This is a genomic window from Rhizobium halophilum (assembly GCF_021648825.1).
Lineage (GTDB): Bacteria > Pseudomonadota > Alphaproteobacteria > Rhizobiales > Rhizobiaceae > Neorhizobium > Neorhizobium halophilum.
This window is the reverse complement of record NZ_JAKJHS010000001.1, coordinates 514711-530556: the sequence shown is the minus strand read 5'-3', so window position 1 is coordinate 530556 and position 15846 is coordinate 514711. Positions and strand designations below refer to the sequence as shown.

The 15846-nt window shown below is 61.6% G+C and carries 19 protein-coding genes; 7 read left to right on the top strand and 12 right to left on the bottom strand.

The features are described 5' to 3' along the window. Window positions 1–32: 32 nt before the first annotated feature. On the bottom strand, window positions 33–1886 hold the full coding sequence (locus tag LXM96_RS02765) for a M3 family oligoendopeptidase (RefSeq protein ID WP_239996817.1): 1854 nt from the start codon (window positions 1884–1886) through the stop codon (window positions 33–35). A 156-nt stretch (window positions 1887–2042) separates the two neighbouring features. Here LXM96_RS02765 and LXM96_RS02760 point away from each other — a divergent pair, with 156 nt between their 5' ends. Continuing rightward, window positions 2043–3623, top strand: coding sequence for a sigma-54-dependent transcriptional regulator (locus LXM96_RS02760; RefSeq protein WP_239996816.1), 1581 nt, complete (start codon window positions 2043–2045; stop codon window positions 3621–3623). Window positions 3624–3811: 188 nt separating this feature from the next. Further along, the gene (locus LXM96_RS02755) at window positions 3812–5638 is read left to right on the top strand and encodes a DUF882 domain-containing protein (RefSeq protein WP_239996815.1); all 1827 of its coding nucleotides are present in this window, start codon (window positions 3812–3814) and stop codon (window positions 5636–5638) included. A 66-nt stretch (window positions 5639–5704) separates the two neighbouring features. Here the strand turns inward: LXM96_RS02755 and LXM96_RS02750 are convergent, their stop codons facing one another. From LXM96_RS02750 to LXM96_RS02740, 3 genes are all read right to left on the bottom strand, one after another. Beyond that, window positions 5705–5977: a DUF2312 domain-containing protein gene (locus LXM96_RS02750; protein WP_239996814.1), complete on the bottom strand. Its 273-nt coding sequence runs from the start codon at window positions 5975–5977 to the stop codon at window positions 5705–5707. Between the two features lie 86 nt (window positions 5978–6063). Next, window positions 6064–6372: a DUF1244 domain-containing protein gene (locus LXM96_RS02745; protein WP_239996813.1), complete on the bottom strand. Its 309-nt coding sequence runs from the start codon at window positions 6370–6372 to the stop codon at window positions 6064–6066. A 22-nt stretch (window positions 6373–6394) separates the two neighbouring features. Continuing rightward, the gene (locus tag LXM96_RS02740; protein ID WP_239996812.1) at window positions 6395–7186 is read right to left on the bottom strand and encodes an N-formylglutamate amidohydrolase; all 792 of its coding nucleotides are present in this window, start codon (window positions 7184–7186) and stop codon (window positions 6395–6397) included. Window positions 7187–7419: 233 nt separating this feature from the next. Here LXM96_RS02740 and LXM96_RS02735 point away from each other — a divergent pair, with 233 nt between their 5' ends. Together LXM96_RS02735 and pyk are read left to right on the top strand one after the other, a co-directional pair. Next, window positions 7420–7878 carry a DUF1036 domain-containing protein gene (locus LXM96_RS02735; protein ID WP_239997191.1) on the top strand — a complete coding sequence of 153 codons (459 nt, stop codon included), beginning with the start codon at window positions 7420–7422 and terminating at the stop codon, window positions 7876–7878. Continuing rightward, entirely contained in the window at window positions 7878–9317 is a 1440-nt protein-coding gene (gene pyk, locus LXM96_RS02730) for a pyruvate kinase (RefSeq protein ID WP_239996811.1), read from the top strand. Before LXM96_RS02735 ends, pyk begins: the two co-directional genes overlap by 1 nt. Here the strand turns inward: pyk and LXM96_RS02725 are convergent. The 6 genes from LXM96_RS02725 to LXM96_RS02700 all read right to left on the bottom strand — a co-directional run bounded on the left by LXM96_RS02725 (window position 9314) and on the right by LXM96_RS02700 (window position 13087). Continuing rightward, window positions 9314–10360, bottom strand: coding sequence for an alpha/beta fold hydrolase (locus LXM96_RS02725; RefSeq protein WP_239996810.1), 1047 nt, complete (start codon window positions 10358–10360; stop codon window positions 9314–9316). The two genes, pyk and LXM96_RS02725, sit on opposite strands and share 4 nt — an antisense overlap. 2 nt (window positions 10361–10362) lie before the next feature. After that, window positions 10363–10965, bottom strand: a complete 603-nt coding sequence (locus LXM96_RS02720) for a tetratricopeptide repeat protein (RefSeq protein WP_239996809.1) — start codon at window positions 10963–10965, stop codon at window positions 10363–10365. A 72-nt stretch (window positions 10966–11037) separates the two neighbouring features. Further along, window positions 11038–11163, bottom strand: coding sequence for a type B 50S ribosomal protein L36 (ykgO, locus tag LXM96_RS02715; protein WP_006726873.1), 126 nt, complete (start codon window positions 11161–11163; stop codon window positions 11038–11040). 130 nt (window positions 11164–11293) lie between these two features. Then, the gene (locus LXM96_RS02710; RefSeq protein WP_239996808.1) at window positions 11294–12373 is read right to left on the bottom strand and encodes a 5-(carboxyamino)imidazole ribonucleotide synthase; all 1080 of its coding nucleotides are present in this window, start codon (window positions 12371–12373) and stop codon (window positions 11294–11296) included. Then, window positions 12370–12870, bottom strand: a complete 501-nt coding sequence (gene purE / locus LXM96_RS02705; protein WP_239996807.1) for a 5-(carboxyamino)imidazole ribonucleotide mutase — start codon at window positions 12868–12870, stop codon at window positions 12370–12372. The genes LXM96_RS02710 and purE overlap by 4 nt, the downstream gene beginning before the upstream one ends. Before the next feature lie 13 nt (window positions 12871–12883). Then, a complete protein-coding gene (locus LXM96_RS02700) occupies window positions 12884–13087 on the bottom strand; it encodes a YdcH family protein (protein WP_239996806.1) in 204 nt (67 codons plus the stop codon). A gap of 229 nt (window positions 13088–13316) precedes the next feature. Here LXM96_RS02700 and LXM96_RS02695 point away from each other — a divergent pair, with 229 nt between their 5' ends. Continuing rightward, complete coding sequence (locus LXM96_RS02695) at window positions 13317–13493, top strand: YdcH family protein (RefSeq protein WP_239996805.1); 177 nt, start codon at window positions 13317–13319, stop codon at window positions 13491–13493. A gap of 97 nt (window positions 13494–13590) precedes the next feature. Here LXM96_RS02695 and LXM96_RS02690 read toward each other — a convergent pair whose 3' ends face one another. Continuing rightward, a complete protein-coding gene (locus LXM96_RS02690) occupies window positions 13591–13851 on the bottom strand; it encodes an ArsR/SmtB family transcription factor (protein WP_239996804.1) in 261 nt (86 codons plus the stop codon). Window positions 13852–13971: 120 nt separating this feature from the next. On the opposite strand from LXM96_RS02690, the gene LXM96_RS02685 reads away from it, so the two are divergent. Beyond that, on the top strand, window positions 13972–14340 hold the full coding sequence (locus tag LXM96_RS02685; protein ID WP_239996803.1) for a hypothetical protein: 369 nt from the start codon (window positions 13972–13974) through the stop codon (window positions 14338–14340). Here the strand turns inward: LXM96_RS02685 and LXM96_RS02680 are convergent. Beyond that, window positions 14337–15098 (bottom strand): sulfite exporter TauE/SafE family protein, encoded by a 762-nt coding sequence (locus LXM96_RS02680; protein ID WP_239997190.1) that lies wholly within the window; start codon window positions 15096–15098, stop codon window positions 14337–14339. The genes LXM96_RS02685 and LXM96_RS02680 overlap by 4 nt on opposite strands. Before the next feature lie 92 nt (window positions 15099–15190). Between LXM96_RS02680 and LXM96_RS02675 the strand changes: the two genes are divergently transcribed. Beyond that, a complete protein-coding gene (locus LXM96_RS02675) occupies window positions 15191–15844 on the top strand; it encodes a thiamine phosphate synthase (protein ID WP_239996802.1) in 654 nt (217 codons plus the stop codon). The last annotated feature ends 2 nt before the right edge of the window (window positions 15845–15846 follow it).

Here is a 15846-nt window from a genome sequence, read left to right as displayed (position 1 = left end):
TAAGTATTATGCCGGAGCTGCCCCGACGCGTCTCAAGCCTTGTCCAGCGCCTCCAGTTCGTCGATCAGCCCCTCGATCATCGACAGGCCCTTCGACCAGAAGGAGGGGTCGGTGGCATCGAGCCCGAAGGGCGCCAGCAGTTCCGAGTGGTGCTTCGTGCCACCGGCCTTGAGGAGATCGAAGTACTTCTGCTGGAAGCCTGGTTCGGCGTTCTGGTAGACCGCATAAAGCGAGTTCACCAGGCAATCGCCGAAGGCATAGGCATAGACATAGAAGGGCGAGTGGATGAAGTGGGGGATATAGGCCCACCACGTCTCGTAGCCTTCCGAGATGCGGATCGCCGGCCCGAGGCTTTCCTCCTGCACTGAAAGCCACAGCTCACCGATCTGCTCTGAGGTCAGCTCGCCTTCCTTGCGCGCAGTGTGGAGCTTGCGCTCGAATTCGTAGAAAGCGATCTGGCGCACGACCGTGTTGATCATGTCCTCCACCTTCTGGGCGAGCATAGCCTTGCGCTCGCGCTTGTCCTTGATTTTCTCCAGAAGCGCGCGGAAGGTCAGCATTTCGCCGAAGACGGAGGCGGTTTCCGCCAGCGTCAGCGGCGTCTGCGCCATCAAGGCGCCCTGTTCGCCGGCCAGCACCTGATGCACGCCATGGCCGAGTTCATGGGCGAGCGTCATGACATCGCGCGGCTTGCCCATGTAGTTGACCAGAACGTAGGGGTGAGCCGACGGCACGGTCGGATGAGCAAAGGCGCCCGGAGCCTTGCCGGGACGGACCGGCGCATCGATCCACTCCTCGTCGAAGAAACGGCGGGCGATGTCCGCCATTTCAGGGGCGAAGCCGGCATAGGCGGAGAGCACCGTCTCCTTCGCATCCGGCCAGGGAATGAGCGCCTTTGGCGTTTCCGGCAGCGGCGCATTTCGATCCCAGAAGTTCATTTCATCCATGCCGAGCCACTTGGCCTTCACGGCGTAGTAGCGGTGCGACAGGCGCGGATAGGCTTCGCGGACGGCGGCCGCCAGCGCATCGACCACTTCTCGTTCCACCCGGTTTGCGAGGTGGCGGCTGTCGGCGATGTCCTCGAAGCCGCGCCAGCGATCGGAGATTTCCTTGTCCTTGGCCAGCGTGTTGGTGATCAGCGTGAAGACGCGGATATTCTGCTGGAAGGTTTTGGATAGCGCCTCTGCCGCCTTGCGACGCACTTCCTCCTCCGGCTCCTGAAGCATGTTGAGCGTGAGCTCCAGCGGCAGCTTCTCGCCGTCGATCTCAAAGCGAAGCTCCGCCATGGTTTCGTCGAACAGGCGGTTGAAGGCGGCGGCACTGGTCATCGACTTTTCGAGGAAGAGCTGCTCGAGCTTGTCGTCGAGCTGGAAGGGCTTGTCCTTGCGCAGGTCGATGATCCAGGGACGGTAATGCCCCGCCTGCGGATCGCGCTCCATGGCCGCGTCCACGACAGCATCCTCGATCCGGTTGAGCTCCAGCGCGAAGAACAGCAGGTGGGCGGAAAGATCTGTCAGCTTCGACTGTACATCGCCGTAGAACTTGCCGTTGGCCGGATTTGAGGTGTCGGAGAAATAGGTGAGCCCGGCAAAGGAGCCGATCTTGCCGAGAAGGTCTTCCAGTTCCTCATAGTCAGCCAATGCCTGACCGAGACCCTCGGCGCCGGTCTTTTTGGCAGCGTCGGCTAGCTTGCCCTTCCACTTCGCCTCGAACTCCCGGGACAGTGTGGCTGCCCGTTCCATGTCGGAGCGAAACTCGGCGGATTCGCGCGAGGGATAGAGATCAGAGAGCTTCCAGACCGGCAGGTCGCCGAGGGGTGGGAGCACGGCTGCGCCTTGCTGCGCCGGCGATCGTACAGCGGTCACGGAGGTCTCGGGGCGTCTCATCACATTTCCCTTCTGGTCGTTCCATCAACGGCTGTCATTCCGTGGAAGCCGTTAAAATGCAAGCCTTTCTGAAAACATCATGTTCAAGCCTGTCTGTCACACCTGACATCGTTGAAGACCCAACTGCCACATTATGATTGATGTCGGGAGCCGAGCATGACTGCGCAAATCCTTCTGATCGATGACGATCCGATCCAGCGCCGCTTGTTGAAAAGCACGCTGGAAGCCTATGAACATGTCGTGCATGTGGCCGAAAACGGCCCTGCTGGCCTTGAGTTCCTGCGCCAGCGCAGCAAGCAGGTGGATGTGATCATCCTCGACCTTGAGATGGGAGGCATCAACGGCGAGAGCATCATCGAGGCGATCCGTGCACTGGGTGTTGAGACACCGGTGGTGGTGCAGACCAGCCAGCCCGACGGCGAGGCAATGGTGCAGGCGGTCCGCTCAGGTGCCTTTGACTTTCTGGTGCGCCCGGTCTCCCCCGAGCGGATAGCCGCCTCGGTTGCCCACGCGCTGAAGCTTGGTCGGTTGGATGCGAGCGGTAGGACCGCACGCCGCTCTCGTTCCGGCGCCATCACGTTTGCCGACATCGTTTCGGCGAGCTCCGACATGCTCCGGGTGGTGGATCTTGCCCAACGGGCTGCAGATGCTTCAATTCCGGTCGTTCTGGAAGGAGAAACGGGCGTCGGCAAGCAATTGGTGGCGCGCGCCATTCATACGGCGAGCGGCCGCTCAGCGAAGCCCTTTGTAGTGCTCGATTGCAATGCTGTTGCAGCCGAAGACATAGAGCAGGCGCTGTTTGGCAGCGTGAGGGGCGGTTCTGAGCTTTCCGGCAAGCTCGCCGAGGCCGAAGGGGGCACACTCTTCCTCGATGAGGTGGGCGATCTGCCGCTGGATGTACAGGCAAAGCTTGTGCGTGCCGTCCAGGAAGGGGAGATCGAACCGATCGGCTCCTCCGCACCGCGGAAGGTCGATGTACGGATCATCTCGGCGACGACCAAGGATCTGATCGAGGAGGTGCGGGAAGGGCGGTTCCGCGAGGACCTCTACTACCGCCTGAATGTGTTTCCCATCACCATCCCGGCGCTGCGCCGGCGCAAAGAAGACGTGCCCCACCTAGCGCGGGTTTTTGCAGAGCGCTTCGCGTCCGAGCAGAAGTTGCCGCGCAACGTGACTGTCGGGCCCGCGGCAATGGCACTGCTCACCGCATATGACTGGCCGGGGAACGTCAAGGAGCTCGAAAACGTCCTGTTCCGTGCCGTTGTCCTGGCGCAGGGGGAGGTGCTCCGCGAAACAGATTTTCCACAAATTGCCGCCCAAATGTCGCAGATGATGCGTCCCACAACAGGGCGGGGCGATGGCTTCATCTCTGGACTGACGGCAAGCTCGCCGCCGTCGCCCCTTGAGCAGGCTTCGTCTCTATCGGTGTCTGGTCTTGCGCGTGAGGCCTTCGGTCATCTGGTGCCACGGACCACCCGTCCTGACCCGCGTGCCCTTCTGGCAGCCGCCTATCCCGCTGCAGCGGCTCCGGAGAACGCCATTCCTACGGTGGACCCCTCCGGCGAAGTCCGCAAGCTTTCCGAGGTGGAAGAAGAGCTTATCCGGTTCGCGCTGAAGTTCTACCGGGGCCAGATGAGCCAGGTCGCGCGCAAGCTCGGCATCGGCCGCTCCACCCTCTACAGGAAGCTGAAGGACTATGGCATCGACCCCGACGACCCGCTGAAGGAGGCCGCATAATCGAATGTCCATTAGCGAGCGTTAACTTTCACGCAAGGATGTTCTGTCAGCTTCTGTCAATCACTCGGTAGCGAATTATTGACTCTGATGAAGAGAGTCGTGATTGTGTGGCAAAATTGCCATCGTCTGACCGCAATTGACAGACATAGACGGCAACCAGGGATGTTGTCGACAGGACGGGGATCGCCTTGCCGGATCTGAATGAACAGAAGACGCCGCCAGACGGGAGCATATGGCTTCGTTCGGCCCGTCTTCTGAAGTCGCTGAGGGCGGCTGCCGTTTCGATTGCAACCGCCTTCTGCGTGGCCGCGCCACTCGTGCTCGCCGCCTCCTCGGAGGCCGCCGCAGAGACGCGCAGCCTGAAACTCTACTTCATCCACACGAAAGAGCGGGCCGAGATCGTCTTCAAGCGCAACGGCCGCTACGACCAGAAGGGTTTGCAGCAGATCAGTCAGCTGTTGCGCGACTGGCGCCGCAACGAGCCGACGAAGATGGACCCGCGGCTGTTCGACCTCGTCTGGGAGGTTTATCGGCGCAGCGGGGCAAGAGATTACATCCACGTCGTTTCCGCTTATCGCTCCCCGGCCACGAACGGCATGTTGCGGTCGCGTAGCAAGGGCGTGGCGAAAAACAGCCAGCATATGCTCGGCAGGGCGATGGACTTCTACATCCCGGGTGTCAAGCTTGCCACATTGCGCGCGCTTGCCATGCAGATGCAGGTTGGCGGCGTCGGCTATTACCCCACGTCCGGCTCGCCATTCGTGCATCTGGACGTTGGCGGTGTGCGTGCATGGCCACGCATGAGCCGCCAGGAGCTCGTCAAGCTCTTCCCTAAAGGCAACACGGTTCATCTCCCGGCCGACGGTAAGCCTTTGCCCGGCTACCAGCAGGCGCTGGCCGACTACAAGAAGCGCGTCAGCGGAAGCAGCATCGAGATTGCCAGCACGGCGGGCGGCAGCAGCCGCTCGCAGGAGAAGAAGCGTCCTAACCTCTTTGCCATGCTCTTTGGCGGAGGCGACGAGGACGAGGATGCCGATGCAATCGCGGCGCCGGCTCCGGCTCCGGCCGATCGTCCGACCCCCGTCGCTCCCGCAGCAAGGGCGCAGGAGCCCGTCATGGTGGCCGCCGCGGAGCCAGAGGGGCTTCCGGGCGTGGAGACGATTGCCGCACCTGTTCCCGAGTCGCGCCCCGCCTTCCGCCAGGATGGCGGACCCGGTGGCCTGGCGACGGCCCTTTATTCACCTGCGCGCAACGCGGCGCAGGAGGCCCTGCAGGCCGCACTTCCGCCAACTCCGCGGCCGGGTGAAACGCTGGTGGCGCCAGAAGGCGATGGATTCGCGGATCTGCAGCAATACGCGATCCCTGTTCCGACGCTCCTCGGCAACCGGGGCATGAAAGGCGACAGCGAAGGCGGCATCATGACCGCGTCGGCCACCGCCGAGCTGCCAGAGGAAGTGTTTGCCTCCATTCCGCTGCCCGTGTCACGGCCATCCGTGGCGGAGCCTCTGGTCGCGGCGGTGACTGTCGATACGGAAGGCGAGACAGCTCTTGAAGAGCAGCAGCAACTGACCCCTGAAATCGTCGCGGCACTGGCGGAAAGCGGGGCTTACGCCCGCTCGGCCGTGCAAGCGCCGGCAGCTCCTGCACAGGAAAAGCCGTTCGAGATGGCAGCTATCCCGGCCACCCAGAACGCCGTCGAGGCTATGCGCTTCGGCGACGGCTTCGATGCTCCCGCACCGACAGCGCAGGACGTGACGACACCTATGAAGGGCGGCCGCGCCGCAGCGGCAGCACATCAGGCGGCTGCGCCGGCATTGACGGGCGATCTGCTCACCAAGTGGGCGGTCAGCAACAACCGGGTCGCAGAGGTCGCATCCGTCAAGGCGCCTCGGGTTGTGACGCGGACGTTGAACAGCGAGTATTCCGCTGCCTATGCGGCCGGTGCCTTCAAGCCGGTGACGCGGGCTGCTGCGATCGACCTCAACCGCTTCAGTGCACCTCCGACCACGCGGTAACGTAAACTCTCCAGAAAAAAACCCGCCTTGAAGGCGGGTTTTTTTAGTGCCGGCTGGCCGGGTCGCTTATGCGGCGTCCTGTTCCGGAGCGCCCTCGATCATACCGAGAGCCTGCAGGTAGGTGTCGAGGATCAGGTCTTCTTCCATCCGCTCCTGCTCGTCCTTCTTGCGCAGCGCGATCACCTTCTTGAGGATTTTCGTGTCGAAGCCCATGGACTTGGCTTCGCCGTAGACATCCTTGATGTCGTCGGCGATCGTCTTCTTTTCTTCTTCCAGTCGTTCGATGCGCTCGACAAATGCGCGGAGTTGGTCGCGGGCGACGCCATGAGCATCAGACATCGAGGGTCTCCTCTAGTGCGGGTTCTGAGATTGTCGTGTCACCTGCCGCGAAGGGCGCCGAAGGTCAAGTCGAATCGACCCAGGTCTTAGTGATCAACAGGCTTGTTTCGCTCGAATGCGGCTTTTTGATCGCCATTGGCCTCGTTCTGGTGGAGTCTCTTCCACTCTTCATACGGCATGCCATAGACGATCTCGCGAGACTGCTCCTTGCTGACATCGAGGCCACTGTCCATTGCGGCCTCGCGGTACCAGTTCGAGAGGCAGTTGCGGCAGAAACCGGCAAGGTTCATCAGGTCAATGTTTTGCACATCGGTTCGCTCGCGCAGGTGTTGCAGAAGACGGCGGAAGGCTGCCGCCTCGAGTTCCGTTTTCTGAGGGTCGCCGAGTTTGGTCAATGTCGTGCTCCGATCCTTAGGGTTAGGTGGAATAGGGGCCTGTGCGCGAGGCGAAGCGCTCGTAGCGGTGAAGAAGCGGATCTTCATTCAGGCGGGTCAAGATAGGGGCGAAGCGCTCAGTCCAGTCTTCGATGCCCGCATCGCTGCCGATCAGATCCTGGCGTACCTCGATCAGCGCATGCGGGGTGCCGGACGTCATGCAATGACGATACATGGTGTCGCCACGCAGCGCACCATCATAAGGCTCGTTGTCGCCGATCACCAGCTTCTCGTCTTCGCGCAGCATCGCGAGGAGAGGATGAACGACCCGATGGTCCGTGTCCCACAGCACCGCGGCGTGCCAGGGACGCGGCACACCCTTCCACGCGGGCGTAAAGGAATGTAGCGAAATGACGAGAGGGGCACGTCCCGACGCGCCGGCTTTTGCGAGCGTCCGCTCCACCGCACGGTGATAGGGGCGGTGATAGGTGTCGAGCCGCCGGTTCCATTCATCCTCTGTTATGGGATAGTTGCCCGGCACGATAGCACCGTCGGAAATCTTCATGATCAGCGTCGGATCGTCCTCGCCGCGATTGGGATCGATCAGCAGCCGGGAGAAGCAGCCGAGGACGGCAGGTATGTTGAGGCGTGCGGCAAGCCTGCGCGTCAATCCCTCGATCCCGATGTCGAAAGCGATATGTCGACCAAATGCGCTGTCGGGCAGGCCGAGGTTCCCGTATTGCGGCGGCAGGCGGTTCATGGCGTGGTCGGCCAGCAAGACCATTCCGCCGTCATAATCGCCTTCTACTATCTCGAACGGAACGAAGTCTTGCATGGTCGGTCAGCTTATTCTGGTATGTTGCGGAGAAGCCTCGGTTGATCGCATGCGACGTCTGAAGGTGCAAGCTTGGTCTCTTTCGCGCCGGCGTCGGGCCGGTACAATCGATTAAACCCGCGTTGACTTTCCCCCCCTGCCGGGTGAGAAGGTGCTTCGTGAATAACCATGGGGTCCCATCGGAAGCCGTGACGAAATTATCCCATTTCTCTCTTTCCCGCTCCTTCAGCCTAATGCCGGCGATTGCCCTAGTCGCCGCTTTCGGTGCGCCCATGTTTGCCGCCGGAGCGGCGCATGCGGATTTCCGCGTCTGCAATGGCACCCAGAACCTCGTCGGGGTTGCTATCGGCTATCGCGCGCAGGAGGGATGGACGACGGAAGGCTGGTGGCAGGTCCCTGCCTCGACCTGCGCTACCCTGATCGAGGGCGAGCTTCAGTCCCGCTATTATTATCTCTATGCCGAGGACGCCGCACGGGGCGGTCGCTGGACGGGCGACGTCAACATGTGTGTCGCCGAGAACGAATTCAAAATCGTCGGCGTCGAAGACTGCTTCACGCGCGGCCATCAACGCATGGGCTTCAAGGAATATGACACGGGGCGCCAGGGCAGCTGGATGGTGCAGCTTTCGGACGCACCAAGCGCGAATGCCCCAAGCCCGGGCACTCCAAATACGCAGGAAGGCCAGAATTGATGAAGCGTAACCGCAAGGTGAAGATCCTCGCCACACTTGGCCCGGCATCTTCCGAAGAGGATATGATCCAGAAGCTGCATGAGGCAGGCGCGGATTTGTTCCGCATCAATATGAGCCATGCCAGCCATGAGATGATGCGCACGCTGATTCAGCGCATTCGCTCTGTCGAGGAACGTTGCGGCCGTCCGATCGGGATACTCGCGGACCTTCAGGGGCCGAAGCTCCGCGTTGGCAAGTTCGCCGAAACGAAGGTGACCCTGGAGCCCGGGCAGACCTTCACGCTCGACAATCGTGAGGAGCCGGGTGATTCCACGCGCGTTTTCCTGCCGCATCCGGAAATCCTGGAAGCAGTGAAGCCGGGCCACCGGCTGCTGATCGACGACGGAAAGCTTCTTCTGCGGGCCGAGAAGGCCGACGGCAAGAAGATCGTCTGCACCGTCGTCTCCGGCAACAAGATCTCGGATCGCAAAGGCATCAGCCTACCCGACACGCTGCTGCCGGTCGGCGTTCTGACAGACAAGGACCGTGCCGATCTCGATGCGGCGTTGGCGACGAACGAGATCGACTGGGTGGCGCTATCCTTCGTGCAGCGCCCGGAAGACCTTGCGGAGGTGCGCAAAATCGCCCGCGGCCGCGTTGGTCTCATGTCCAAGATCGAAAAGCCGCAGGCAATTGAGCGCATCGAGGAGATCATCGAGCTTTCCGACGCGCTGATGGTCGCCCGTGGAGACCTCGGCGTGGAGATGCCGCTCGAGGCAGTGCCCGGGCTGCAGAAGCAGCTGACGCGCGCCTGTCGCCGGGCCGGCAAGCCGGTCGTGGTTGCAACCCAGATGCTGGAATCGATGATCACGTCGCCGGTGCCGACACGCGCCGAAGTGTCCGACGTTGCGACGGCCGTCTTCGAAGGCGCGGATGCCATCATGCTGTCGGCAGAATCGGCCTCCGGCGACTATCCGGTGGAAGCGATCTCCACCATGGCCTCGGTCGCCAGCACCGTTGAGCGTGACCCATATTACTCTAACATCATCTACGCCCAGCGTCCGACACCGGAAGCCACCGGCGCCGATGCCATCTCACTTGCGGCGCGGCAGATTGCGGAAACGCTGAGGCTGTCGGCCATCGTCACCTACACCTCTTCGGGAACGACGGGCCTACGTGCGTCGCGCGAGCGGCCGCAGGTGCCGATCATCGCGCTCTCGCCCATCGTCCAGACAGCCCGCCGGCTTTCGGTCTGCTGGGGCCTGCACTGCGTGGTTGCCAAGGACGCCGAGGATCTCGACGACATGGTGAACCGCGCTTGCCGCATCGTCGTGTCGGAAGGCTTCGGCAAGGCAGGCGACAGAATCATCATCTCGGCCGGGGTGCCGCTTGGTACGCCTGGGGCGACCAACATGCTGCGCATCGCCTATATCGGCAGCGACGGCCAGAGCGGGATCTAGGGCTCCAGGGGTGCGCCGGGCGGCTCTGTCACGGCGCGGTCACTTGTGACGCGGACGTCAAGTCGGCTGGCCGTGCCTTGCAGATCACGCTCGCGGCCAGCCAGCTTCTCGATTGCCGCGATGGCAACATCCGTCGCCACATAATCCGGCTTATGGCCGCATTTGTCGATCCACACCAATTCCGCGTCGTCGATGTCGAGCTTGAGACCGACCGAGTGGATTTCCTCGGCCACGACGCCGTCGCGGCTACCGCTGATGATGACGGTTGGGGCCTCGATTGTGCGATAGCTTGGCGCCACGCGGCGGGCATAGTCGTTTAGATTAACGACGTCGATCGCATTGTTGCGGAAACTGCGAGGCCGGACTGCCAGAGCCGGCGCGCCATGCTCCATGTACTCGTCTGGACGCGGGTTTGGATCAAACACGCTCTTCGTCGCCTTGTCGAGCCGCATCAGGCCCGCAGGCACGAGCACGGTGCGGGTGAAGAGCCAGCCGAGATAGGGCGTTGCTGCAAGTTCGTAGTACCAGTCGACGCCGCCCGGCCAAGGGTGGCTCGCCGGCGCGAGGAAGATCAGCCCGAGTGTCTTCTCGGGATGGTAGAGGCCGAAGCTCGCCGTGACGGCGCCTCCGAAAGAGTGGCCGACGATGATTGCCTTGTCGATGCCGCGGGCCTCCATCAAGCTCCCGATGGCTGCCGCCTGGCCATCGGGCCATGCATTCTCCTCGCCGCCACGTTCGGAATAGCCGTGGCCCGGGCGGTCGACAAACAGGAGCTCGGCACGACCCTCGAGTGTAGGGCGAAAGGCCGCCTCCTGATCGCGCAAATTACCGCCGGCGCCGTGTATGAAGACGATCGGCGGCAGATCGGCGTCGGGACCAGCCGGTATGTGCAGCGCGTTCATCTGAAAGCCGCCTACGTCGGTCAACTCGCCGCGGTTGGGAAACCTTTGCTCTATTGCATGAGCCTTCCAGGCGGAGAAACCCATGGCAGCGAGGATCAGCCCGACGATAACGACGGATACGGCAATGGCAAAATTCAGCATGATCAGGTTCGGCTGCCTGCAAGTTTTTCGGAGAGCTTGATGGCCGCTTCCTGCGCGTCGCGATCGGCTGGGTAGACCTCTAGATATCGCTGCCATGCCTTGAGTGCCAGTTCGTCCTGGCCGGCGTCGGAGAGAATTGCGGCCATGCCGGCAATGGCGCCGAAGTGACGCGGCTCTCGCTGCAGGACCTGATTGATGTCAGCCATGGACTTGCGCTTGTCGCCCATTCCATAGTGCAGGCCGGCGCGACGGTTCCAACCTTCAACATAATCCGGCTGAAGCAGGGTCACCTGATCGAGGAAATCAAGCGCAGCGGCATTCCGCTTCTCGCCGATTGCGGTGGCCGCCCACTGCATGAGCAGATCGATGGTGGCGCTGCCGGAGGCGCTGATCTCCGTCATGATCTCCTGCGCAAGACCGCGAGCCTTGCCTGGATCGCGCTCCCGTTTCAGCGCATCGAAGAGAGTGTCGAGAGCATCGTCGGCAACGACCGCGGGTGCTGCTTGAGGCCCTTGCTGCGATAGGGCAGCAGGTGCAGCGAAAAAGGCTGCCAGCAGGGCTGAGGTCAAAACAATTCGGCGCATGCGGATATAGGTAATCCGCATGCGCCGAAGATCAAACCGGAAAATCCGAACTTTCGACAATGTGAATGGCGCGGGTGCGCCAGTCGCTGCCGATCAGCCCTGGCGGGCCTTGAAGCGCGGGTTCTGCTTGTTGATGATGTAGATGCGGCCCTTGCGGCGAACCAGGCGGTTGTCGCGGTGACGGGCCTTCAGCGCTTTCAGCGAATTCTTGATCTTCATTGTTCTCGTCCGCAAATTTTACGAGCGACTTGGCCCGCTTGTCTCTTACATTGAAAAGCGCGCCGCTTTTTCCCGAGGAGAAGGGCGCGCTCGATGTTGGCCGTGCTGATAACCCGAGCCATACAGCCTGTCAACCATTGGACGGCGTTTTCGGTCCTGTGAGCTCCGTAACATGCCCCATTTTGCGGCCCGGCCGGGCCTCGGCCTTGCCATAGAGATGGACGAGCACGTCCGGGCGCTGGAGCCATGACGCGACATCCTCGATCTCATCGCCGATGAGGTTGGTCATCCGGCAGTCGGAATGGCGGCAGGGATCACCGAGCGGCAGGCCTGTAACAGCACGAATGTGCTGCTCGAACTGCGAAACCACGCAGGCTGCTTCCGTCCAATGGCCTGTGTTGTGGACCCGTGGGGCGATCTCGTTGGCAATGAGGCCGCCGTCGGCCATGACAAAGAACTCGATGCCAATCACGCCAACATAGCCGAGCGCGTCGAGGAGACGCTTGGCGGCGTCTTGTGCCGCAGCCGCCGTCGATTCGGAAACAGTCGCGGGAACCACGGAGGTGTGAAGGATGCCGTTTCGGTGGACGTTCTCAGCAGGATCATATGCCAGGACAGTTCCGTCCCGGGCACGCGCCGCGATAATGGAGATCTCTCGCTCGAAGGGGACGAGGCTTTCGAGAATCAGAGGAACGCCACCCATGGCATGGAAGACGCCGGTCGGCATGTCGGCGGACGAGCGGAAGACGCGCTGTCCCTTGCCGTCATAGCCGAACCTGCCGGTTTTCAACACTCCGCGTCCGCCGAAGTCGGCAAGCGCGAGGTCGAGGTCCTGCTGGCTGTCGACGGCCCGGAAGTCCGCGGTGGCAATGCCGCAGTCGTTGAGGAATCGCTTTTCGGTCAGCCGATCCTGCGCCACCTCAAGCGCCTTGGGCGGTGGGTAGACAGGAACGGTCGCCTGCAGGTGTTCTGCCGCCGATACCGGCACGTTTTCGAACTCATAGGTGACGACGTCGCAGGCCCGTGAAAGCGCTTCGAGCGCCGAAGGGTCGTCGTATTGCGCCACGATCTGTTCGCTCGCAAGCTGTGCTGCCGGGCAGTCCGATTGCGGCTCAAGAATGATGGTGCGGACGTTCAGGCGCGCAGCTGCCATGGCGAGCATGCGACCAAGCTGGCCACCGCCGATAATTCCGATGGTGGTGACGTTCATGCTTCCTTGTCCATGGGATATTCCGCAACGGCAGCACTTTGAGCCGCCCGCCATTCATCGAGTCGCTCGGCCAGATCGTCGTCGGTGAGCGCCAGAACAGCGGCGGCCAGCAGCGCCGCGTTAACTGCGCCCGCCTTGCCGATTGCCAGCGTCCCGACGGGGATACCGGCAGGCATCTGGACGATCGAGAGGAGGCTGTCCTGTCCGGAAAGGGCCTTTGACTGCACGGGCACCCCAAACACCGGGAGGGGTGTCATGGAAGCCGCCATGCCCGGGAGGTGGGCAGCGCCGCCCGCTCCGGCGATGATAACCTTGAAGCCTTCGTCGCGAGCCCTCTTTGCGAAGTCGAAGAGTCGGTCCGGCGTACGATGCGCGGAGATGATTCGCGCTTCATAGTCCACGTCGAGCTGGTCAAGCGTGTCGGCGGCATTCTTCATGGTGTCCCAGTCGGACTGGCTTCCCATGATGATAGCGACGGCGGGGCGGTCGGAGGCCATGGGTGCATCCTCCTCAGGCGATGATGTCGGGAAGAATTTGGTCTTCGAGCTGGGTGATCTTGTCCTTGATCACAAGCTTCTTCTTCTTCATTCGCTGGATGCGCAGCGCCTCGCACCCGACCTGGATCATCGCGTTGATCGCGGCATCATAATCTTCATGCTCCTGGCGAAGTCTTGCCAGTGCCAGCCGAATATCCGCCTGTTCCTGGTCCGCCATGATCGCTGTCCCCATTCCACTCAAACCTTCTGTCGACTGCTGCCGATGTGCGCAAGCTCCTACCATCAATCGGCATTAACTGGAAGTTATGCAGGGCCACCAATTTGCCCCAATCAAGTCATGATTCCACCTTCGACAAACCAGTTCGATCGTGTCACACTTCCTTCGCAAACCCCAAGCTTCGGCCATAGGGATGGCCGGGCAGGTTATCTAAGGAGGACATGCCGACATGACCATTCAGGCTCATATTGCATCGCTTGAAAAGAAGCACGGTGCTCTGGAGGACGAATTGCAGACCATCCTGTCCTCTCCTTCCTCTGACGATCGCGAGATCGCCGAGGTCAAGCGTCGCAAGCTCCGTCTCAAGGACGAGTTGGAGCGTCTGAAGGCCTCCACGCGCCACTAAGGCGTGGATACGTCCTGCCGCTCGCCAGCGTGTAACCCAGTTCCTGGCACAACGCGGTTTTATTGATCCTTCCCGACTTCTCTGGTCGTGGCTCCGGTCACGACCAGAATTGATCCAGCCAAAGATTGAGCCGGTCAAAGCCCTGGTTGTTGACGGAGTAGACCCTCCGCGTTCCGGCATTGCTGACCGTAACCAGCTTGCAATCCAACAGAGCCTTGAGATGTTGAGATACGGCGGGACGGCTGATTGGCAGGCCCTTCGCCAGCTCGTTGACCGTCTTCGGACCGCGCCGAAGCTCCTCCAGCAAATGGCGCCTGTTCGAATCGGCGATGGCATTGAAGGGGTCGGTGCTGCTCATTGCTTCAAGCTAAGGCAAAGGTGAAAACCCATCAAGCGGATTGTGCGATGCAGCATGAGGCCGCGAGCCATTCTTGTGTCGCCATGCTGCCCGTCCTAAGCTCGCGTGGGAGGAAGTGGGATGAGCCTTGCCGGACGGGAATACCATCAGATCTTCGAAGAAGCGTGCCGCGAAATCACCGGTGCAAGAGATGCAGCCGTCTTGCGCCGGGAACTCCTTCGTTTGGAAGGGGTGCTTTGGGACGGCATCGGGGGCGTCTTCATGCGGATTTCGCTCGCCATTTCATCACTGGTGGTCCTGCTGCCTGTTTATCTGCTGGACCTGCCGCAGTCGTTGAGCCTGGGACTGGTCGTCGCGGGCAGCCTCTTTGCCCTGACCGCCCTGATCTACGGGTTATGCCGCCTCGTGTTCTATCTCGAGATCGGGCGCCACGTCGGCGGTCGTCGGTTTGGTGAGCCGCCGGAGACCGATCTGGAGTCTCGCCCTTAGATCACTGCGTCCCAGAGGAGCTTCAAGCCCGTCACAAGCGCGAGGCCGTAGGTCAGCGGGTAGAAAACCTCTGTTTTCAGGTGATGGATGACCCAGGCGCCCATCATGGTTGCGGCGAGCGCAATGGGAAACAGTGTTGCTGACGCGACAAGGTTTTCGAAGTCCAGAGCACCCAACGCAAAATAGGGGATCAGCTTGATCGCATTGACCAGCGCGAAAAAACGAACGCTTGCACCGGTATAGGACTTGGGGTCGAGTTTGAGCGGCAAGGTGTAGATCTGGAAGGGCGGCCCACCCGCGTGGGCAACGAAACTTGCGTATCCGGCGAGCGTCCCCCAGGCAGTCGCCGCGACGGGTCGATGCTCCTTGGGAACTTGCTCCCTTGCGGAATGAGGCCCGTAGACCTGATAGAAATATCGGGCGGCGAAGAGGATGGTACACACGGCTATCACGAATTTGAGGGCATTCGGCGAGACATAGGCCGAAGTTGCCCAGCCCAACGCAATGCCGATGATGCCGCCGGGTAGGATCATCAGCAGCGTGCGCTGATCATTGTGGTTGCGCCAGGCCCAGAGTGCGACGATGTCCATGATGATCAGGATCGGCAGGAAGATGGCTGCGGCCTGCAGCGGGTCAACCACCAGCGCCAGGATCGGCACGCCCATCAGTGCGAATGCGCCTCCCAAACCTCCCTTCGACAATCCGACAAGAAGCACGGCGGGGATAGCCGCGGCGAAGAACGCAAGATCCAGATGCATGACGGGCAGTTGATCCAAGTATCGGTCCGGTCTATCGATCGGAGGAGGGGCGACCGATACTCGTCTCACAAAAATGCCGAACAGGAAACACCATGAGAGAACCCGACGACCGTTGCAGAGTCGTTTTGATCCTGCCCCCGAGCGACAACCTCGATCAGCAGGCGACGCAACTCGAAGACGCGCTCGCCGCCGGCGACGTGGCCACAGTGATCCTGCCGCAATATGATCGGGACGACCAGCAGTTCCAGAATGTGGCTGAGCGCCTCGTGCCGATCGTCCAGGCCCATGGTGCTGCGGCGCTGATTGCCGGCGACAGCCGGATCGCAGGACGCGCGAAGGCCGACGGATTGCATTTCGAAGGCGGCATCGAGGATCTGCGCGACACCTTGGCTAAGCACACGCCAAAGATGATCGTGGGCGCCGGAGGGGCGCCTGATCGCCACCGGGCGCTGGAGATCGGTGAGGCACAGCCGGACTACATCTTCTTTGGCAAGCTCGACGGCGACATCAAGCCGGAGCCCCACCCCAAGAACCTGGGGCTTGGCGAATGGTGGGCTTCCATGGTGGAGATCCCTTGTATCGTCATGGGTGGCAGCGACGTTTCCTCTGTGCTGGCCGTGGCGGAAACGGGCGCCGAGTTCGTGGCTTTGCGAACGGCTGTCTTCAACCATCCGGACGGGACTGCCGCGGCAGTGGCAACCGTCAATGCTCTCTTGGACGAAAAAGCGCCACGGTTTGAGGCTTGATG